Genomic DNA, 20,760 nt, shown 5'->3' with positions numbered 1-20,760 from the left:
GGTGGCGCTCTCCCGAACGATTGTCATCGCCGGTGCCGGCATCGGTGGACTGACGGCCGCCCTCGCACTCGTGGCCCGCGGCTTCCGCATCGTCGTGCTGGAAAAGGCCGAGCGGCTCGAGGAAGTCGGCGCCGGCCTGCAACTCTCCCCCAATGCCAGCCGCGTGCTGGTCGAGCTCGGCCTTGCCGAACGCCTGAAGCTGCGCGCCGTCGTCCCCGAGGCGGTCTCGATCATGAGCGCGCGGGCCGGCGGCGAACTGCTGCGCATGCCGCTGGGTGAAGCCGCCTCCGCGCGCGCCGGCGCCCCCTATTGGGTGGTGCACCGCGCCGACCTGCAATCCGCCCTCGCCGGCGCCGTCGCCGAGCATCCCGATATCGACCTGAAGCTGGGCGCGAGCTTCGAGGACGTCGCGCCGCACGCCAAGGGGCTGACCGTCGTCCATCGCAGCGGCACGATCCGCCGCAGCGATCTCGCCAGCGCGCTGATCGGCGCCGACGGTATCTGGTCGACGGTACGCCAGCATCTGTTTCCCGAGGTGCAACCGTGCTTCTCCGGGCTGATCGCCTGGCGCGGCACGCTGGACGCCACGCAACTGCCGAAGGATTTTACCGCGCGGCGGGTGCAGCTCTGGATGGGCGCGAACGCCCATCTCGTCGCCTATCCGATCTCGGGCGGCCGCCAGATCAACGTGGTCGCGGTGCTGCCGGGCACCTGGAACAGGCCGGGCTGGAGCACGCCGGGCGATCCGCTGGAGGTGATGGAGGCCTTCGCCGCGCCGCGCTGGCCGCCGGCGGCGCGGATGATGCTGTCCACGGTCGATAGCTGGCGGAAATGGGCACTGTTCGGCGTTCCCGACGGCTGCCCCTGGAGCAACGGCCCGGTCGCGCTGCTCGGCGATGCCGTGCATGCGATGCTGCCCTTTGCCGCGCAAGGCGCCGGCATGGCGATCGAGGATGCCGCCGTGCTCGCGCAGCTCTTGAGCCCTGAAATTGCCGAGAGCACAGCCGGCATCTCGGCTGCGCTGAAGCAATATGGCCGCGCGCGCCAGGCGCGGGTGCGGCAGGTGCAGCGGACCGCGCGGCAACAGGGCCGCATCTATCATCTCGGCGGACCGCTTGCGCTCGCACGCGATGTTGCGATCCGCGCGCTCGGCCCGGACCGCATGCTGGCGCGGCAGGACTGGATCTACCGCTGGCGTCCCTGATGGGTCGACAGAGCAGCCTAGCGCTTCGGCGCGGGCTTGATGTCCGGCCGCTGCGGGACTGAAGCCGCGGGGGGTGCATTCGGCGGGGTCTCCCGGCACCGATTGCGGCGCCAGGCATCTTCGGCGAGCTGCGCCTGGCCGCGCACCGCGACGTAGTCGTTGCGATAGGCGAGTTCAGCCACGACGGCCCCACCGGTCCCCGTCTCCGCCTTGTCCATCAGCCTCTGTAATTCGGCGGTGCGGGCCGCGAGCGCCTTGCGCTCAGGCTCGAGCTGCTTGCAGTCGTACAATTCGTATTTGCCGGGATCGGCAAAGGCCGGCGCGACCGTCTCGCTCATGCCGGCGCAGCCGGACAGCGCGGCGCCCGCAAGCAGCACAACAAGCGCGCCGCAACAGCGCAGCGGAGAGGAAAACGAAGCAACCATGCCGGATGAATAGTCCCCGTGGATTGAGAATGCCTAAAGCAGCAACAGATGTCCGGATTGAGGCTTTGCCTTGTGCGGCCGGCTCGCTTAAGGAAGAACCACCCACCCGGCCCGCGAAGCACCAATTCCAGACGGCCGGACGTGGACTTAAGTGTTTGATCTCGTTGGATCAAGCGGGCATGGCGGAATTGGTAGACGCAAGGGACTTAAAATCCCTCGGTGCGCAAGCGCTGTGCCGGTTCGACCCCGGCTGCCCGCACCACTCCGGCAACAAGGCCCGCCCGCTATGCGCATCGGCTGGTCGGCCGCACAATCCTGTGACAGGAGCGCCGGCCCCCTCGCATGACGCTTCTCCCATCGACGCCACGCGCCCGGATTCTCGCGACAAGAGTTTGCCTGATCGCGCCGTTGACGCAGAGGCGCGATCACACCTAATAGTTCCGCCAACTATTAGGTGACCCCGACGAGACATTCCTCGCCGATCGGAGAGCCGGATGAACAGAGGCCGCTCCCGGGCGGCTTTTGCATTTTCAACTGACGCATCAATTTCAAATGGAGACTCGCATGCGCTTTGCTGAATTCGCTAAATCCGGAGCCACCGCGCTGCTGTTTGCCGTCGCTTTGGCCGCCCCGGCGCACGCGCAGAGCAACAAGCAAATCATCTCAGGCACATGGTACGAGGATCGCGCTACGGCAAATGGCAACACGAACTCGCTCATTCTGACACTTACACAAGCGCCGGCAAACAAGTTTCTCAATATCACTCACGTCGCTTGCACAATCGCCACGCAAACCAGCCAAGTTCTGGATCGTGTCGATTTGAACACCGGATCGACCGCGGGCAATTCCGATCTTGGCCGGTCCTATCCCCTCCGAGGAAACGTCTCTCCACAGGTCGTGGCCAGCGCCAATAGCTGGTCGGTTGTAACAGACAAGGTCTATTTCAAGATTGGCCCGGGCCGTTATCCGTCGATCGGTATCTCGACATATAGCTCCGGAGGGGTCACTCCCTACGTCACCGCAAGCTGCGTCGTCGTCGGAGATCTGTCGGACTCTTGAAGCGCTGGTGCGAGACCGCAACGCCGCGGCTGGCTGAAGATGCACGAGAGCGGCCCCGATGTGAGGCTGCTCGGCACGCAAATGCTAAGCCGGTTCGACCCGGCTGCCCGCACCACCTCAGCTGACGGCGCAGGCCGCCACCGCGGCTGGATCCAGCCGCGGCCTCCCACTCGCGCAATCATTCGTTTACCAACACGCCCTTCCGCCGCCGGAACCCGCGCGACGCGACCAGCCTTTACTCGACTTTAGATCGTCTTCCCCTAAAGCGGATGAGGTCTGCGCCCGTCGCTGCGGATCGCAGGGAAACGCGGAGCCTGGGGCGACCGGCTTCGATGGTGAGAGCTCTCATGGACGCGCGCGGGAATTGGTCGCAAGACCGGATTGGCGGAGCGCCCACGGCGTTCGGGCGCTATCTGCACGGGCGCGAGGTCTACCTTTTCCTGATTGCGTTCCTGTCCGTCTTCTATCTTTCGAACGGGCCGATCCAGCTCAGCCATTACGACCTCGGCTGGCACATCGCCGCCGGCGACCTGATCCGGGAGCGCGGCGCGATTCCTTATCAGGACCCGTGGGCGTTCACGCTCAGTGACAAACGCTGGTACAATCTGTCGTGGCTCTGGGACGTGATCGCGAGCGTGCTGTATCAGCACGCCGGTTTTGCCGGGATCGTCCTGCTCGTCGTCGCCTGCGGCGCGGTCATCGTCGGATATCTGACATTTGCGGCCTTGCGCAGCGGCGCATCGGCCGCGGCGGTCGGCATCACCGTGTTCGCCTCTTGCCTGCTCTATCCCTGCTATGAGGCGGCGCCCAACACGTATCTCGCGGCCTCACCGAACATCGCGACCATGCTGTTCGCGGTCGTCTTCTACGGCGAATGCCTGCGGCGGCGCGGATGGTATCTGCTGCCCGTGATGATGGTGCTGTGGGTCAATCTGCATGGCGGCTTCATGCTCGCCTTTCCCATCATCGGCGTCTTCGCCGGCGTCGCCCTGCTGCGGCGGGATTGGGTGAACTTCAGGAACTACTGTCTCGCGGGCATCGGGTGTGTCGCCGCGATCTTCGTCAATCCGCTGGGATGGCACATCTACGACGGCGTGATGGCGACGCTGGGCCACTTCATTCAGGCCAATATCGGCGAATGGCGTCCCTATCTCCACAACATGGAGATCCCCGGAAGCATTCCCGGCATCGCCTATGCTTTGGCGTTCGTTGCGCTCGAGCTGACATTTCGCAACTCGAGGCCCGTTCCGCTGGAGCCGCGCCTGCTGGCATGGCTGTTTCTGGCGCTCGGCCTCTACCAGTTCAGGTACGCCGCGTTCTTCTTCATCTTCTCGACAGTCCCGATGGCGCTTCACATCCACCGGCTGTTGCCGAAGAGCCTTGCGAGGTTCGACATCCGCCGCGCGATGCTGGCGGCGGGTGTCGTGGGCGTCCTTGTGATGCCGCTCGCCTTTATCCAGGTGCGGCCGGCGCTGGCGCTGCCGGAGATGCTGTCACAGCAGGATGCCGACTATCTGCTCGCCCATTCCACGCATTCGCGCGTGCTCAACCACTGGAATTCCGGCGGACTGCTGATCTTCCGGACGCACGGATCGGTGCCCATGTTCGTCGACGGCAGGGCGGCGACCGCCTATCCGGACGAGCTGCTGCGCGACTATCTCAAGCTGGTGCGGTGGGAGATCGACGAGGCGGCCTGGGACAATGTGATCAGGACGTACAAGGTGGATGCGGTGCTCTGGGTCAGAGGGCACGCGCAGCTGAGGCAATTCCTCGTCGGCCAGCGGGGCTGGAAAGAGGAATATACCGGCGCCTATATGAGCCTCTACACCGCGCAGCCGGCCACCGCGCGATAGATCACGTCGCCTGCGGAGCCGGCTCGCCTGACGGCTCGCGCGGAAGCAGCAGCCAGAAGCAGATCAGCGCGATCGCAAGCTGGCCGAAGCCGCCCATGAAGGCGATGCCCGAGACCGACGCCAGGGTCGGAATGGCAACCGCAATCGCGAGCACGGCCGCCATCATCGTTGCGGGCAGAGTAGTGACGAGAATGGCTGCATAGAGCGCCACCTCGAAGAAGGCATATTCCTTCAACCTGGGCGCACAGAGATAGAGCGCATACATCGCGAGCACGGTGATGCGCATCGCGGCTTCAGGGTTTCTCATCAGCCAGTCGTCGAACGCCCGAAGCAGCGAGGTCTTGGCGGCGAAGCCTTGCGCGCTCACCATGCGCCACACGGAGATGGCGAGCGGCGCGAGCACGAGCGCGGCCGCGATGAGACCATAGAGCACGGCAACGACCGGCTTGCTGCCGGCGAGCCCCACGCGGTCAGCAAGCGTCAACGACATGAACAGCAGCGACGGATTGACCTCGTTGCCCGGCGCATGCTGGCCGGGGATCTGGCCGAAGATCGCGCTCAGCCAGCTCTTGAACAGGTCGGGATAGATCGCCAGCGACGCCAGGATCGGCAGCGCGAACATGCCGGCCGCCACCGCGATCAGGAGGAATTTGCGGGCCCTGGGCAGCGGCAGGAAATAGAGCGCGGCGAGGACCGGAAAGAACACCAGCTTGAACGAGGTGACGAGGCCGAGCAGCGCAGCGCCCGCCAATTGCGGCCAAATGCCCGCGCTGCCGCCATCGGACTGTGCGGGGCGCAGCAACAGGGCCAGCGATGCCGCCGTGAAGAGGCCGCTGAGGATCGCAAAATTGCCGGTCGCGATGATCCATTCGAAGCCGAGGAAACCACCCAGCGCGAACACGATCCGCAGCGTGACATCCTGCATACCGCCTCTCCTCTTGCCGATGCCGGGCAACAGCAGCGCGCAGATCAGCGCGAGGACGAGAAAGATCGGCTTGTAGTGCGCAACGAGAAAGCCGCCGGCGCAGAGCGGTCGAAACGCGTCGAGCGTCACGGGCAAATAGGGATAGGACAGCTTGGTGTCCTTGAGATTCTTGACGTAATAGGGATCGAGCCCCGCGACATGCGCATCGACCGCCGCGCAGTTCACCCGCGCATCCCAGCCGAACGTCTCGTCCGCGCCGAGATCGATGGCGACGGACGTTGCGAGCAGCACGGCCACGGCCAGGATGAAGCGGGTCAACCAGGTCCTCCCTGACGCCGCCGCAGCGACGGGGCGCTGTTGTCCGGAAACGACGGACGAGGCGAGACTTGTCATGGATGCGCGCTTTCCGGATCGAGGCGTCTGGGCTCGGCCCGAAAATCGAGCAGCAGGATCCAGAAGCATGTCAGTGCGACGATGAGGAGGGTGAAACTGCCTTCGATCGTATGGCCCATCATCGAGATCACCGCAGGCGCAAGAAGACCGACGACAAGAAGCGTGGCGAGCGCCAGGGCGGGAAGATCGACGACGAGGATCGCGGCATAGAGCGCGAGCTCGAAGAAGGCATATTCCTTGAGACGCGGCGAAGAGAGATAGAGCGCGAACATGGCCAGCACCGTGACGCGCGCCGCGGTGTGGGGATGATCGATCAGCCAGCGATCCAGCCGCGCCAGCAGCGAGCCCCCTGCTCGCACAGGTCCGTTCCCGGCCGCGCGCAGCACGGACAGCGCGAAGGGCACGAGCACGAGCGCGAGGGCTGCGAGCGCATAGGTCGCGAACATCGCCGCCTTGCTGGCGCCGAGCCCGGCATGCTCCATGAGGCTGTGCGCCAGTAGCAGCAGCGAGGGATTGATCTCGACGATGTCGACGGAATGCTGGTTCGGGATCTGCCCGGCAACGGCAAGCAGCCAGCTCGCGAACAGATCGGGATACAGCAGTCTCGACATCACGACCGGCAACACGAAGCCGAAGGCCGCAACCGCGATCAGCGCCAGCTTCCGCGCGCGCGGCAGCGGCAGGAAATAGAGCCCCGCCAGCACGGGACAGAACACCAGCTTGAACGAGGTCACGAGGCCGAGCAGCACGGCGCCGACGACGCGCAAGGGAAAGCTCTCGTCGTTCCATGCATCAGGCATGGGCGGACGCAGCAGAAGACTGAGCGCGATCGCGGTCAGCACGCCGCTGAAGATCGCAAAATTCCCCGATGCCGCAACCCATTCGAATCCGACGAACGCACCGAGCGCGCAAAGCACCCTCAGCGCAACATCATTCGCGCTCGCACGGGTTCGGCTGAGACCGGGCAGCAGCAGGCCGCACAGCACGGCCAGGACGAGATAGATGCCCCTGTAATGATCGACGATGAAGCCGCCCGCACATACCGGGCGAAACACGTCGAGCGTCACCGGCAGATAGGGATAGGACAGCCGCGTGCCCTTCAGGTTTTTGACGAAGTAGGGATCGAGCCCCTCGGCATGCGCATCGACCGCAGCGCAATTGACGCGAACGTCCCAGCCGTATTTCACGTCGAGCCTGGCGTCGTTGACGAGATTGCCGAGCACCAGCAGCGCGGTCAGCGCGATCAGGCCGACAAGCCAGGCGTTGCGACGCGCAGCCATGCCGGCCGAAGGTCCGAACCATCGTGCTGTACCGGTGACGTCGGACACCGCGAAAATACCTTGTCGTTCTGGGTTCCCTCGGCGCGCCCCACGCGGCGTCCGATCAGGCCACAATGGACAGGATGGGTTGCGGATTCATGTCTCCGATGCGGCGTGCCCCGTCTTATGGTGAACAGCTGGTTGCCGGCCTCGAGACAAGGACGGCGGGGAACCGGTCCCCCGCCGTCATGGCCCCAAACAGCCAGGCGGCACCTAGCGCGGCGCGCGGGCCGCCAGCCAGGCATCGAGCGCCTCGCGCGTATCCTGCGTCGCCGCCATGCGCGCGAACTGCTCGCTCTCGATGGCGAGACCTTCGGAGATCGAGACATTGAGGCCCCGCGTAGCCGCCGTGATGACCCGCGCGACCGCCAGGGGCGAATGCCGCGTGATGCGATTGGCCAGCGCGAAGGCTGCGTCGAGAAGCTGCGCGTGCGGCACGATGCGGTTGACCAATCCCATCTCGAGGGCTCGCTGCGGTGAGAATAAATCGCCGGTCAAAAGGTATTCGAGCCCGCGCTTGCGGCCTGCCAGCCGCGGCAGGCGCTGCGTGCCGCCGAAGGTCGGCGTGATGCCGATGGCGATCTCTGGCTTGGCGAAGCTCGCCTGCTCGCTCGCGACGGCCAGATGCACAGCCTCCGTGATCTCGCAGCCGCCGCCGTAGGCAAGACCGTTGACGGCGGCGATGATCGGCTTCGGAAACGCTTCCATGCGCGCCGTCATCCCCTGCCCGCGCCGCACGAAGGCCTTCACTGCCGCATCCGGCCCGCGCTTCACGCTCTCGGAGAATTCGGCGATGTCGGCACCGGCGGAGAAGGCGCGCTCGCCCGCCCCGGTCAGCACGACGGCGCGAATATTTGCGTCGTCCTCGATGCGATCGAGGATCGCCAACAGGCGGTCGATCAGCGCGTAGTTCAGCGCATTGAGCTTGTTGGGCCGGTTCAGGGTCAGCAGCGCGACGGTGCCGCGCGTTTCGGCGAGTATCAGGTCAGACAAGCGAGGATTCCTTCCAGATCGAGCAGGCCTGAAAGTCAGCCACACCGGCATTGTTGTGTATACTCACTAGGCGGTATACATTGGAGCGATGTCAGAAAGGGGCGACACCACCCGCGAGCAGATCGTCGTTGCGGCAACCCGCCTGTTCTATGGCGAAGGCATCAGGTCGGTGAGCATGGACGCGGTCGCCGAGAAGGCGGGCGTCACCAAGAAGACGCTCTACTACCACTTCACCAGCAAGGACGAGCTCGTCGCCGAAACCATCGCAGCGAGGGACCAGCCGACACTGGAGCTCTATATGCGCTGGTTCGCCGAGACCGACGGCAGCGTGGGCGACAAGGTCCGCGGCCTGTTCACGAAACTCGGACGCTCCGTGAATACGCCGCGCTGGCGTGGCTGCGGATTCCTCCGCACCATCGCCGAGCTCGCAAACACGCCGGCGCATCCGGCCGTCAAGGCCGGCGCCGCGCACAAGAAGCGTTTTGAAGCCTGGCTCGAAGCCGAATTGCGTGGCCAGGGCATCGCCGGTGCGGCCCCGCTCGCACGCCAGCTCGTGATCCTGCTCGACGGCGCGACGACGGTGATGCTGATCCATCGCGATCTCGACTATGTGGAGACCGCAGGACAATTGGCGCTCGGCCTGGTCGAGGCGGCGCAAAAGTCAGGTCGCGCCTAAGCCGCCTTTAATGCCTCGACGCGGCCGTCGGCGTGGCGGCTCCCTCACCGTGGCCGTCCCCGCCTGACAGCCATCCCGAAACATGGGTTGTGCAACGCAGCATCGACGCTAGATAGGAACCTGCATTTCAGGGGTGAGCTTCTTGTCCGACGTCAATGCCGACAGTTGGGTGTCCTCGGGACACCGTCCTATGGGTTTTCCCGAATTCGTCATCGTGATCGCGTCCATCATGGCGCTGAATCCGCTTGCGATGGACATGATGCTGCCGGCGCTGCCCAATATCGGGGCAGCCTTCAATATCCCCGTCGCCAACCATCTCCAGCTCGTGCTCTCGACCTTCCTGATCGGCTTCGGCGCCGGCCAGTTCGTCATGGGCCCGTTGTCGGACCGCTTCGGCCGGCGTCCGGTGCTGCTCGGCGGCATGGCGGTCTATGCGGTGGCGAGCGTGCTGGCTGTTGCCGCGCCCTCGTTCGAGACGCTGCTACTGGCGCGCGCGCTGCAAGGACTCGGCACCTCGGCAACCCGCGTGATCGCGACCTCGATCGTGCGCGACTGCTATGTCGGCCGCCGCATGGCGAGCGTGATGTCGCTGGCCATGATGGTGTTCATCGCGGTGCCCGTGATCGCGCCCTCATTCGGACAGGCGGTGCTGCTGGTGACGGCGTGGCGCGGCATCTTCGTCGTGCTGATGCTCTACGGGCTGCTCGCGCTCGCTTGGTGCGTGCTGCGGCTGCCTGAAACTCTCCCCGAGTCGGAGCGCAGGTCGCTCGCGCCCGCCGACGTGCTATCGGCCTTCCGGCAAACCGTGACCAATCGCCAGACCATTGGCTATGCGACGGCCGCCGGCATGGTCATCGGCGCGCTGTTCGCCTACGTGTTCTGCGCCCAGCAGGTGTTCACCGGCATCTATCATCTCGGCCATTATTTTCCGGTCGCCTTCGCCGCGATCGCGGCCGGCACGGCCGTCGCCGGCTTCCTCAATTCGCAGCTGGTCGGACGGCTCGGCATGCGCGTGATCTCGCACGGCGCGCTGACGCTCTACACCGTGGTCGCCGGCGTGATGCTGCTGACGGAAATTCTCGGCATCCTGCCGCTGCCCCTGTTCATGGTGCTCTCGGCGCTGATGATGTTCTCGTTCGGCATGATGGTCGCCAATTTCACAGCGCTCGCCATGGAGCCGCAGGGCCATATCGCCGGCACCGCCTCCTCGCTCTACGGCTCGATCACGACGCTGATCGGCATCGTGGTCGGCATGGCGATCGGGCAGAGCTTCGACGGCACGCTGCTGCCGTTCTCGGTCGGGTTCTTCCTGTCGACGCTCGCCGCACTTGCCATCGTGCTGGTGGTGGAAAAGGGACGGCTGTTCAAGCCGCATCATCGCCCGATCAGCTGAGGAACTTCCCGCCGGCCTTGATGTTGTACTGCAGCAATTCGAAAGGCCACGCCATGGAACTGGAAGTCCGCAAAGACCGTCACGCCCCGGAACCGGCGGAAACCAAGCGTTCCGAGCCAAATGCGGAGCAGGCTGCGTTCACCGCACCGTTCGCCAGCGAAGGCCTCGAGCGCGTGCGCGACAGCCATTGCTGAGCCCGCGCCCTACTCCGCGGCCCGTTTGCTGGCGCTGAAATCTTCGGCATCGCCCTGCGGGGCCGTGCTTCCTCCGCGCGGCGGAACCATCAGCACCACCACCTCCCGTGTCAGGCCGGGCTTGCCCCAGAGCGTTGCCTGCACGGTGAACTCGCGCGTGACGAAATGCTCGGCGCGCGCGGACACCCCCTCCATCCACCGGCCGCAATATTCCTGGCCTCGGAAGCAGACCGCGGCCCAGCCGCTGTCGAGCGTCGTCTTGCGCGGCAAGCCCCAATCATATTGGTACGCGAACGGCCGGGCATAACGCGGATGGTCGGGGCTGTAGAACGCCGTCGCGAAGGCCAGCGAATCGTCGCCGCTGACGGCACTCAGCGGCTCCCCCGTGAGCTCGCGCCACTCGCGCGTCAATTCGTTCGCCGCCTGCACATAGAAATTCCGGCCTTCTTCGTAGCCATGCTGGTTGCGATAGACGGCGTGGATCGGCGCGGCGACCAGGGCCGCGGCAAGCGCAACGCCGGCCACGATCACCGTGACATTGACGGTGTAGAAGCGCTCGATCGGATAGCGCGCGCCGCACACGACGAGCACGACGAACAGGAACAATCCCTGCAGCGCCCATAGCGACGGCAGGTCCGTTCCCATCGCGGGCGACGTCAGCACCGGCAGCACGATCGTGCCGATCGCAATATAGAAGAGAAGCCGCAGGCCCGGACTCATGGCCGCGAAGTCGGCCGGAAACTGCTTGAGCCGTGTCCCCGCGATCAACACCCAGAGCACGGCCGACACGCCCATGGCCGCTGCCAGCCCCAGCAGGAAATTCCTGACTTCACCGAGCGAGCTCACGGCACTGCCATTGGCGTGGTTCATCGCATAGGTGAAGGTCGAAGCCCCCGTCGTCGCCAGCCACCAGATGTGCGGTGACAGCACCGCAAAGCCGGTAACCACCAAAATCCAGGGCGAAGCGGAGCTGAAATAGGCCCGTCGCGCCGGATGCGCCAGCGCGGCGAAGGCAAAGCTCGCGACGAGGAAGATCGAGTAATATTTGCCGACCATCGCCAGCGCCGTCGTGCATCCCGCCGCAACCGCCCACAGCGGAGCACGCGTCTCGAACGCGCGCAGGAAGCACCAGGTCGCCAGCGGCCAGGTCGCCAGCAGCACCGCATTGGCGTTGAAGCGCTGGGCATGGAATTGATAGGCCGGCGTCAGCATCAACAGCAGCAGCACCAGGATGCGCTTGTGCCCGGTGACGAATTGACGGGCGACCAGATCGACGAAGAACAGCGCGAGCCCGGCATTGACCATTGCCATCAATTGCAGCGACCAGTCGCTCAGCGGAAAGACCGAGGTCCAGCTCGCGGCGACCCAGCCCATCAGGGGCGGATGCTTGTGGTAGCCGAAGGCGAAATTCCGCCCCAGCGCCCACGCCTCGAGCGTATCGGGATGCAGACCACCGCCGGCATAGGCGATGACGAGATAGAGCGTCCAGATCGCAACGAAGCACGCAATGAGAAGCGGCACCGCCCAGCCCGCCTCGATGCCGTCGAGCCAGCGCAGAAACGGCCTGCGCCACCGCGCCGGCGCGCGATCGGACCGCTCGGCCAGCCCCTGGGATGCAAAATCAATCGGCACTGGAGTCGAATGCAGGAAGGAAGTGATGTGCGAACTGCGCACATCTATTTCAGAACAGAAACAAATAGCAATGATCGGAAACTGGAAGAGTTAAAAGCCCACGTTCTCTAAGCTGACAAACGACAACGGCGCCGCTGCTGACTGCGACGCCGCGTAACGTTGGGAACGGAAGGTGCGAGATGCACCCTCCGCGCGGCAGGATTTATCCTAGTCGGCCTTGCTCATATTCCAGAACACCGGCGTTGCCGGGCCGTCGATCACGCCGGAGATCGACTTCCGCCACGCACTCGGCGCCTGATACTGGCCGAGCGGGACGTAGAGCACCTGGTCATAGGTCTCCTTCTGGATCTCGGTCGCGACCTTCTTCTGGTCGTCGAATGACGCCGCGCGAACGAAGGCGTCCTTGAGCTGCTCGACCTTGGCATCCTCCGCCCAGCCGAACCAGCCGCCCTTCTTGCCCTGCCCGCCGACGGCGACGTTGGAGATCGGATTGACCACGTCGGCGCTGACCCAGTTCGTGATGAACATGTTCCAGCCGCCCTCCTTCGGGGGCTTCTGGCTGGCGCGCCGGCTCACCACCGTCTGCCAGTCGGTGGCCTGCAAGTCGACCTTGAAGCCGGCTTCGCGCAGTTGCTGGGCCACCACGATCGGTTGGGCTTTCAGTGTCAGCACGTCGCCCGGTGCCATCAGCACGACGGGCGTCCCATCGTAGCCGGACTCGGCGAGCGCCTTCTTTGCCGCAGCAATGTCGCCGCCCTTCGCGAGGATCTCACCACCAATCTCTGTCGCGAACGGCGTGTCGCAGATGAAGACCGCGGCGCAGGTCTTGTAGTATTTGGGATTGCCGATCAGCGCATCGAGCACGTCCTTCTGGTTGACCGCCATGAGTGCTGCGCGGCGGACCTTGACGTTGTCGAATGGCGGATGAAGGAAATTCATCCGGGCGCCCGTCTGGTAGCCGAACTTGTTCAGGATCTCGAGCTTGAGCTCCTTGTCGGCTTCGATGGTGGGCAACATTTCGATGGCAGGAATTTCCATGAAATCGATGTCGCCCGATTGAAGCGCGTTCAACGCGGTCTGCGCGTCGGGCATCGTGATCCATTCGACGCGGTCGACCTTCGCCACCTTGCCGCCGGCGGTCCAGCTCGGCGCTTCCTTGCGCGGCACGTAATCGGTGTTCTTGACGTAGACCGACTTCACCCCCGGCTGGAATTCAGCCTGCACGAATTTGAATGGGCCGGAGCCGATCTGCTCGGGGACCTGCTTGTCCACCGGCGTCTCGGCGAGACGTTTCGGCATCATGAAAGCCACCCGCGAGGACGGCTTGCCGATCGATTCCAGCACGAGCGCGTACGGCTCCTTCAGCTTCAGCGTGATGGTCTTGGGATCGGTCGCCTCGATGCTCGCGGTGAACAGCATCATCTGCTGCCCCATGCCATCGACAAGCGCCCAGCGCTTCAGGGAGGCAACGCAATCTTCCGCGGTGACCGGCGTGCCGTCATGCCACTTCAGGCCATCGCGAAGCGTGAAGGTGTAGGTCAGCTTGTCGTCGGAGATCTTCCAGTCCGCCATCTGCGGCTGAATCTTGAAGTTCGAATCCGTCGCGATCAGCGTGTCGTAGATCATGTAGCCATGATTACGCGAGATATAGGCGCTGGTGAAAATCGGATCGAGGATGCGCAGATCCGAATGCATCACGGCGGTGATGGTCTTGCCTGCGGCAAGAACTGGCGAGGCCAGTGCCGAAAGCGCCACGACTGAAATCGAAAGTGTGGAGGCGAACGCCCGACACCACCGGCGCATGAGTTGGAACACTGACGTTCTCCTGGAAAGTTTTCTTGGAAGTTGGAAATTCTCCTGACGAGCGGCGCCGCCGATGACGGCGGCGCCGCGTGACGATCTGGAAGGCGTGGTAACGCGCCTTCGCCCCTTACTCCGACTTGGCCTTGCTCCGACCTGGCCCTACTCCGACTTGTCGATGTTCCAGAACACCGGGGTGGCCGGGCCATCGAGCACGCCGGTGAGCGACTTGCGCCAGGCGCTCGGTGCCAAATACTGGCCGAGCGGCACGTAGATCACCTGGTCATAGGCTTCCTTCTGGATCTCGGTCGCGATCTTCTTCTGATCGTCGAGCGAGGCAGCGCGGACGAAGTCGTCCTTGAGCTTCTCGATCTTGGCGTTCTCCGCCCAACCGAACCAGCCCTTCTTGCCCTGGCCGCCGATCGAGAGATTGGCGATCGGGTTGGAGACGTCGGCGCTGACCCAGTTGGTGAAGAACATGTTCCAGCCGCCTTCCTTCGGAGGCTTCTGGCTGGCACGGCGGCTCACCACCGTTTGCCAGTCGGTCGCCTGCGCGTCGACCTTGAAGCCGGCCTCGCGGAGCAGCTGCACCGCCACCGTCGGCTGCGCCTTCAGCGTGACGACGTCGCCGGGCACCATGACCACGACGGGCGTGCCGTCATAGCCGGACTCGGCGAGCGCCTTCTTGGCTTCCGCCATGCCGTTGCCCTTGACCAGCGTCTCGGAGCCGACATCGGTCGCAAACGGCGTGTCGCAGATGAAGAACGCGCCGCAGATCTTGTAGTATTTGGGATTGCCGACGAGCGCGTCGAGCACGTCCTTCTGGTTCATCGCCAGAAGCGCGGCGCGTCGGATCTTCGGATTGTCGAAGGGCGGATAGAGGAAGTTCATGCGCCCGAGGGTCTGATAGCCGAACTTGTTCAGCGTCTCGACCTTGAGGTCCGAATTGCCCTCAAGCACGGGCAGCATGTCCCACGGCGGCACTTCCATGAAGTCGATGTCGCCCGACTGCAGCGCGTTCACCGCGGTCTGCGCGTCCGGCATGGTGATCCATTCGACGCGGTCGACCTTCACGACCTTGCCGCCGGCCGTCCAGCTCGGGGCTTCCTTGCGCGGCACGTAGTCGGTGTTCTTGACGTAGACCGCCTTCACGCCGGGCTGGAATTCGCCCTGCACGAACTTGAACGGGCCGGAGCCGACCTGCTCGGGGATCTGCTTGTCCGGCGGCGTCTCGGCGAGGCGCTTCGGCATCATGAAGGGCACGCGCGAGGACGGCTTGCCGATCGATTCGAGAACGAGGCCGTAGGGCTCCTTCAGCTTCAGCGTGATGGTCTTGGCATCGGTCGCCTCGATGCTGGCCGTGAAGGTCATCATCTGCTGGCCCATGCCGTCGACGGCGGCCCAGCGCTTCAGCGAAGCGACGCAGTCCTCCGCCGTCACCGGCGTGCCGTCATGCCATTTGAGGCCGTCGCGCAGCGTGAAGGTGTAGGTCAGCTTGTCGTCGGAGATCTTCCAGTCCGCCATCTGCGGTTGGATCTTGAAGTTCGAATCCGTCGTGATCAGCGTGTCGTACACCATGTAACCATGGTCACGCGTGATGTAGGCGGTGGTGAAGATCGGGTCGATGATCCGCAGATCCGAATGCATCACCGCGGTGATGGTCTTGCCGGCCGCAAATACCGGCGATGCCATCGCCGTGGATAGCGCGACGACCGACAGCGCAAGTGTGGAGGCGAACGCGCGACGCCCCCGGCGCATCAAGTTCAACATAAAAGTTTCTCCTGACGTGAAACTGTTCAAAGGCAGATTATTGGGTGAGCATTCGGTGCGTTTCTTGGGCGACCTAACCTCATGCAATGCCTTTATCTTTCGAGACTTGCAGACAGTCTTGAGCGCGTCAATCCGGTTTCGGTGCAGCCCATGGCGTCGCACGTACGGGCTCCACAAAGATCGGTTTAGTTCTACAACTCTCTCCGCTTGTCCTGCCCCGCGCCAATGCAATGCGCGTTCCACCTTTCGCAGCTTGAGAGACATTAAGATGAATCCAGCCAATCTTCCCTTCGATTCCGAGGCCATGCTCGAGGGCCTGCGCACCTGGGTGGAATGCGAAAGTCCAACCTGGGACGCGAGCGCGGTGAACCGCATGCTCGATATCGCAGCGCGGGATATGGCGATTATGGGTGCGACGATCGAACGCATCGCCGGCCGTCAGGGCTTCGGCGGCGTCATCCGCGCGCGCTTTCCCCATCCCAAGCAGGGCGAGCCGGGCATCCTGATCGCCGGGCACATGGATACCGTCCACCCGGTCGGTACCATCGAGAAACTGAAATGGCGCCGCGAGGGCAACAAGTGCTACGGCCCCGGCATCTACGACATGAAGGGCGGCAACTACCTCTCGCTGGAAGCGATCCGGCAGCTCGCGCGCGCCTCGTTCACCACACCGCTGCCGGTCACCATCCTGTTCACGCCGGACGAGGAAGTCGGCACGCCCTCGACGCGCGACATCATCGAGGCCGAGGCCGCGCGCAACAAATATGTGCTGGTGCCCGAACCCGGCCGCGCCGACAACGGAGTCACCACCGGACGTTACGCCATCGCGCGCTTCAATCTGGAAGCGACGGGCCGGCCGAGCCACGCCGGCGCCACACTGTCGGCGGGACGCTCGGCGATCCGCGAGATGGCGCGGCAGATCCTTGCGATCGACGCAATGACGACGGAAGACTGCACCTTCTCGGTCGGCGTCGTGCATGGCGGACAATGGGTCAATTGCGTTGCCACGACTGCGACCGGCGAAGCGCTGTCCATGGCCAAGCGCCAGGCCGATCTCGACCGCGGCGTCGAACGCATGCTGGCCCTGTCGGGCACGGCGAATGACGTCACCTTCAAGGTGACGCGCGGCGTGACGCGTCCGGTGTGGGAGCCGGATGCCGGCACGATGGCGCTGTATGAAAAGGCGCGCGGCATCGCCAAATCGCTCGGCGCGGAATTGCCGCATGCGAGCTCCGGCGGCGGCTCCGATGGCAACTTCACCGGCGCGATGGGCATTCCGACACTCGACGGCCTCGGCGTGCGCGGCGGCAATGGCCACACGCTGGAAGAGTTCATCGAGGTGGACAGCCTCGTCGAGCGCGGGCGCCTGATGGCGGGATTGCTGGCGACGCTTGAGTAATTGAATCAACTTCGCACTGCACAATGCGTTGGCAGTAGCGGTTGAAATTTAGCCTTGTCTAAAAATGAGGCGCATCGTACTGCTCGATGGTCCACGCGACGATGCGGGAGAGATCGCAACGAGGGTTTCGGCCCTCTTTGCGGCGCCGACGGAGCAACCGCCCCGGAAACTCTCAGGCAAAAGGACTGTATTGTCAGGACGATCTGGAGAGAGACGGCACGATTTAGACGTCGTGACGTCCACCGAAGGGGATAGTCCGAAGCTGACCTCGCCGAGGTCTGCGCCGGATCAAGCTCTCAGGTAACCGTGACAGATGGGGCGCCGCCAACGGCCTTTGGCCGGCGGTTAGCCGTCTCTAATTCACGGGAGCCCCGAACCTGCCATGACCCATATCGCCATCATCGGCGCCGGCATCACCGGCGTGACGACCGCCTATGCCCTGCTCGAACGCGGCTTTGAGGTGACGGTGCTCGACAAGCACCGCTACGCCGCGATGGAGACCTCCTTCGCCAATGGCGGACAGCTCTCCGCCAGCAATGCCGAAGTGTGGAACAGCACCGCGACGATCCTGAAGGGCTTGCGCTGGATGTTCCGGCGCGATGCGCCGCTGCTGATGAACCCGCGGCCGAGCTGGCACAAATATTCGTGGATGAGCGAGTTCGTCGCCAACATCGGCAACTACCGCGCCAACACGGTCGAGACCACGCGGCTTGCGATCGAAGCCCGCAAATATCTGTTCGAGATCGCGGAACGTGAAAGCATCGATTTCGATCTCGAACGCCGCGGCATTCTCCACATCTATCACGACAAGAAGGGCTTTGAATCCGGCCTGCGCGTCAACGCGCTGTTGCAGGAAGGCGGCCTCGACCGCCGCCCGGTAACGCCGGAGGAAATCCGCACCATCGAGCCGGCGCTGCGCAAGGATTACTTTGGCGGCTTCTATACGCCCTCGGATGCGACCGGCGATATCCACAAGTTTACCCGCAGGCTCGCAGAGGCCTGCAAGCGCCGCGGCGCGACCTTCATCCACGAGGCCAACATCGACTCCATCGCGCAGGCCGGCGGCGGCTTTGTCATCGGCTGGGCCGATCTTTCGGCAAGCGATGCTGCCCCATCCGCGCGCGGCATGCTGAAAGCGGACGGCGTGGTGGTCTGCGCCGGCGTGGCCAGCCGTCACTTCGCAGCACTCCTCGACGACCGCATCAACGTCTATCCGGTGAAGGGCTATTCGATCACCGTGCAGCTCGACAGCGCCGAGAGCCGCAACGCGACGCCGACCGTCAGCCTGCTCGACGAAGCCGCCAAGATCGTCACCAGCCGGCTCGGCGCCGATCGCTTCCGTGTCGCCGGCACGGCCGAATTCAACGACTTCAACCGCGACATCCGCGCCGATCGCGTGCAGCCGCTGGTCGACTGGGTGCGCAGCAACTTCCCGTCCGTCGAGACGTCGCGCGTCGTGCCCTGGGCCGGCTTGCGGCCGATGATGCCGAACATGATGCCGGTGGTGCGTGCAGGCCGGATGCCGGGCGTGTTCTTCAACACCGGCCACGGCCATCTCGGCTGGACCCTGTCGGCCGCGACCGCGCAGATGATCGCCGGAACCATCGACGGCTGGCGCGGGCTCAATGCGCCGCCCACCGTGCCTTCACTTGGGGTTGAGCGCGAGCTGCGTCATGCATCCTGAGTGGTCTCGATCCAGGGCGGGGCGGCCCCTTGCGACCGCCCTGCCCTTGGCACACAATTTGCCCCGCAAGAACGGCTTCTCCGGCCACCCTTCCCGTCCGAATGGCAGGCGCGCATGATAGACACGACAGATTCCATGGGCGCCTCGAGGCCCCACACATTCCGCAGCCGGAGATAGGTGCATGCTGGGTTATCTCATTCGCCGCGTTCTGGCTGCGGTGCCCGTGATGGGCGTCGTCGCGCTGTTCGTGTTCCTGTTGCTGCGGCTGACGCCGGGCGATCCCGCCGCGATCCTCGCCGGCGACAACGCGACGCCGGAACGGCTCGAGCGCATCCGGGAATCGCTCGGTCTCAACGAGCCGCTGATCGTGCAGTTCATCACCTGGGTGAACAAGCTCCTGCACGGCGATCTCGGCACGTCGCTGATCTCCAACCTGCCGGTCATCAAGATGATCGGCCAGCGCGTCGAGCCGTCGATCTCGATCGCACTCTCGACCATCATCCTCGCCGTCATCGTCGCCGTGCCCTTGGGGGTCATCGCGGCGTGGAAGCACGGCACCTGGATCGACCGTTTCGTGATGGGTCTCTCGGTGCTCGGCTTCTCGGTGCCGGTGTTCGTGGTCGGCTACATCCTGATCGAGATTTTCGCGATCGACCTGCGCTGGGTGCCGGTGCAGGGCTTCCGCAGCATCTTCAACGGCTTCGGACCGTTCTTCGAGCGCATCATCCTGCCGACCTGTGCGCTGTCCTTCATCTATATCGCACTGATCGCCCGCATGACGCGCGCGGCGATGCTCGACGTGCTCGGCGAAGACTATGTGCGCACGGCGCGCGCCAAGGGCATCAACGAGGTCGCGGTGATGATGCGGCACGCGCTGCGCAACGCCGCCGTGCCCGTGATCACCGTGATCGGCACCGGCTTTGCACTGCTGATCTCCGGCGTCGTCGTCACCGAGAGCGTGTTCAACATTCCCGGCATCGGCCGCCTCACCGTGGATGCGGTGCTGGCGCGCGACTATCCGGTGATCCAGGCGATGATCCTGCTGACCTCGCTGATCTACGTCGTCGTCAACCTCCTGATCGACGTCGCCTACACGCTGCTCGATCCCCGGATCCGGTACTAGGACCAAGGATAAGAACAACAATGACGGTCGATAGCCTCCCCCAGTCATCCATCCCGATCACGGCGCCGCTGCGGCCGCGTTTCGGCTTCCTCACCTCGACGCCGATCATCGCGGCAGCCACGATCCTGCTGGTGCTGATCGTGCTGATCTCGATCCTGGCGCCGCTGATCGCGCCGCATGATCCGATCCAGCTTGCGCCGTCGCAGCGGCTCAAGCCCGCCTCGGCGCAGTTCCTGCTCGGCACCGACGCCTATGGTCGCGACCTGCTGTCGCGCGTGATCTATGGCGGCCGCATCTCGCTGCTGATCGGCATCGGTTCGGCGATCCTCGCGGTCGCGATCGGACTTGCGATCGGCCTCGTCTCCGGCTTCTTCAAGCTGGTCGATTCCATCCTGATGCGCGTCATGGACGGCCTGATGGCGATGCCGAGCATCCTGCTCGCCATCGCGGTGGTGTCCTTGTCCGGCGCCAGCATCTGGACCGTGATGGTCGCGATCACCATCCCGGAAATTCCGCGCGTGGCGCGCCTGGTCCGCTCGGTCGTGCTGTCGGCGCGCGAGGAGCCCTATGTCGAGGCCGCGATCTCGGTTGGCTCCAGTCTGCCGAAGATCATGTGGCGGCACCTGATGCCGAACACTATCGCGCCGCTGATTGTCCAGGGCACATACGTTTGCGCCTCCGCGATCCTCACCGAGGCGATCCTGTCCTTCCTCGGCGCCGGCATCTCGCCGGAGACGCCGACCTGGGGCAACATCATGGCCGAGGGCCGCCAGTATTTTCAGCTCAAGCCGACACTGATCTTCTGGCCGGGCCTGCTGCTCTCGATCGCCATCCTTAGCATCAATCTGATCGGCGACGCCGCCCGCGACGCACTCGATCCCCGCATGAAGCAGCGGGAGGGGAAGTGATTTTGTCTCG

Annotated in this window: 17 protein-coding genes, 1 tRNA gene and 2 riboswitches; of the genes, 11 read left to right on the top strand and 7 right to left on the bottom strand. The window is 64.5% G+C overall.

From position 1 onward, the window contains the following. Position 1 precedes the first annotated feature (1 nt). Positions 2-1,204, top strand: coding sequence for an FAD-dependent monooxygenase (locus tag RAD16_RS20435; RefSeq protein WP_458159700.1), 1,203 nt, complete (start codon positions 2-4; stop codon positions 1,202-1,204). A gap of 17 nt (positions 1,205-1,221) precedes the next feature. On the opposite strand, the gene RAD16_RS20430 is transcribed toward RAD16_RS20435, so the two are convergent. Beyond that, a complete protein-coding gene (locus RAD16_RS20430; RefSeq protein WP_458159699.1) occupies positions 1,222-1,629 on the bottom strand; it encodes a twin-arginine translocation pathway signal in 408 nt (135 codons plus the stop codon). Between the two features lie 173 nt (positions 1,630-1,802). On the opposite strand from RAD16_RS20430, the gene RAD16_RS20425 reads away from it, so the two are divergent. The 3 genes from RAD16_RS20425 (at position 1,803) to RAD16_RS20415 (ending at position 4,541) form a co-directional block, all read left to right on the top strand. Continuing rightward, positions 1,803-1,891, top strand: a tRNA-Leu gene (locus RAD16_RS20425). Positions 1,892-2,193: 302 nt separating this feature from the next. Next, positions 2,194-2,688 carry a hypothetical protein gene (locus RAD16_RS20420; protein ID WP_458159698.1) on the top strand — a complete coding sequence of 165 codons (495 nt, stop codon included), beginning with the start codon at positions 2,194-2,196 and terminating at the stop codon, positions 2,686-2,688. A 347-nt stretch (positions 2,689-3,035) separates the two neighbouring features. Further along, the gene (locus RAD16_RS20415) at positions 3,036-4,541 is read left to right on the top strand and encodes a hypothetical protein (RefSeq protein WP_458159697.1); all 1,506 of its coding nucleotides are present in this window, start codon (positions 3,036-3,038) and stop codon (positions 4,539-4,541) included. Between the two features lies 1 nt (position 4,542). Here the strand turns inward: RAD16_RS20415 and RAD16_RS20410 are convergent, their stop codons facing one another. The 3 genes from RAD16_RS20410 to RAD16_RS20400 all read right to left on the bottom strand — a co-directional run bounded on the left by RAD16_RS20410 (position 4,543) and on the right by RAD16_RS20400 (position 8,171). Continuing rightward, positions 4,543-5,784 carry a hypothetical protein gene (locus tag RAD16_RS20410; RefSeq protein WP_458159696.1) on the bottom strand — a complete coding sequence of 414 codons (1,242 nt, stop codon included), beginning with the start codon at positions 5,782-5,784 and terminating at the stop codon, positions 4,543-4,545. Between the two features lie 71 nt (positions 5,785-5,855). After that, positions 5,856-7,139, bottom strand: coding sequence for a hypothetical protein (locus tag RAD16_RS20405; protein ID WP_458159695.1), 1,284 nt, complete (start codon positions 7,137-7,139; stop codon positions 5,856-5,858). A gap of 252 nt (positions 7,140-7,391) precedes the next feature. Continuing rightward, a complete protein-coding gene (locus RAD16_RS20400; RefSeq protein WP_458159694.1) occupies positions 7,392-8,171 on the bottom strand; it encodes a crotonase/enoyl-CoA hydratase family protein in 780 nt (259 codons plus the stop codon). 88 nt (positions 8,172-8,259) lie between these two features. Here RAD16_RS20400 and RAD16_RS20395 point away from each other — a divergent pair, with 88 nt between their 5' ends. From RAD16_RS20395 to RAD16_RS20385, 3 genes are all read left to right on the top strand, one after another. Then, positions 8,260-8,847 carry a TetR/AcrR family transcriptional regulator gene (locus RAD16_RS20395; protein ID WP_458159693.1) on the top strand — a complete coding sequence of 196 codons (588 nt, stop codon included), beginning with the start codon at positions 8,260-8,262 and terminating at the stop codon, positions 8,845-8,847. A 190-nt stretch (positions 8,848-9,037) separates the two neighbouring features. Beyond that, complete coding sequence (locus RAD16_RS20390; protein WP_458159692.1) at positions 9,038-10,240, top strand: multidrug effflux MFS transporter; 1,203 nt, start codon at positions 9,038-9,040, stop codon at positions 10,238-10,240. 53 nt (positions 10,241-10,293) lie between these two features. After that, on the top strand, positions 10,294-10,434 hold the full coding sequence (locus RAD16_RS20385; protein WP_458159691.1) for a hypothetical protein: 141 nt from the start codon (positions 10,294-10,296) through the stop codon (positions 10,432-10,434). Between the two features lie 9 nt (positions 10,435-10,443). On the opposite strand, the gene RAD16_RS20380 is transcribed toward RAD16_RS20385, so the two are convergent. From RAD16_RS20380 to RAD16_RS20370, 3 genes are all read right to left on the bottom strand, one after another. Beyond that, a complete protein-coding gene (locus RAD16_RS20380) occupies positions 10,444-12,066 on the bottom strand; it encodes a glycosyltransferase family 39 protein (RefSeq protein WP_458159690.1) in 1,623 nt (540 codons plus the stop codon). 207 nt (positions 12,067-12,273) lie between these two features. Beyond that, a complete protein-coding gene (locus RAD16_RS20375; RefSeq protein WP_458159689.1) occupies positions 12,274-13,881 on the bottom strand; it encodes an ABC transporter substrate-binding protein in 1,608 nt (535 codons plus the stop codon). 147 nt (positions 13,882-14,028) lie between these two features. Continuing rightward, positions 14,029-15,636: an ABC transporter substrate-binding protein gene (locus tag RAD16_RS20370; protein WP_458159688.1), complete on the bottom strand. Its 1,608-nt coding sequence runs from the start codon at positions 15,634-15,636 to the stop codon at positions 14,029-14,031. Between the two features lie 268 nt (positions 15,637-15,904). Between RAD16_RS20370 and RAD16_RS20365 the strand changes: the two genes are divergently transcribed. The 4 genes from RAD16_RS20365 to RAD16_RS20350 all read left to right on the top strand — a co-directional run bounded on the left by RAD16_RS20365 (position 15,905) and on the right by RAD16_RS20350 (position 20,750). After that, positions 15,905-17,035 (top strand): M20/M25/M40 family metallo-hydrolase, encoded by a 1,131-nt coding sequence (locus RAD16_RS20365; protein WP_458159687.1) that lies wholly within the window; start codon positions 15,905-15,907, stop codon positions 17,033-17,035. 94 nt (positions 17,036-17,129) lie between these two features. Further along, positions 17,130-17,233: riboswitch (glycine riboswitch) on the top strand. 3 nt (positions 17,234-17,236) lie between these two features. After that, a riboswitch (glycine riboswitch) is annotated at positions 17,237-17,350 on the top strand. Between the two features lie 67 nt (positions 17,351-17,417). Continuing rightward, on the top strand, positions 17,418-18,719 hold the full coding sequence (locus tag RAD16_RS20360) for a D-amino acid dehydrogenase (RefSeq protein ID WP_458159686.1): 1,302 nt from the start codon (positions 17,418-17,420) through the stop codon (positions 18,717-18,719). A 181-nt stretch (positions 18,720-18,900) separates the two neighbouring features. After that, positions 18,901-19,842, top strand: a complete 942-nt coding sequence (locus RAD16_RS20355) for an ABC transporter permease (RefSeq protein ID WP_326899015.1) — start codon at positions 18,901-18,903, stop codon at positions 19,840-19,842. A gap of 20 nt (positions 19,843-19,862) precedes the next feature. After that, positions 19,863-20,750, top strand: a complete 888-nt coding sequence (locus tag RAD16_RS20350; protein WP_458159685.1) for an ABC transporter permease — start codon at positions 19,863-19,865, stop codon at positions 20,748-20,750. Positions 20,751-20,760: the final 10 nt, after the last annotated feature.

This window comes from Bradyrhizobium sp. 18BD, from assembly GCF_054185225.1.
Note: the sequence above shows the minus strand (reverse complement) of the source record. Positions and strands in the feature narration are given on the sequence as shown.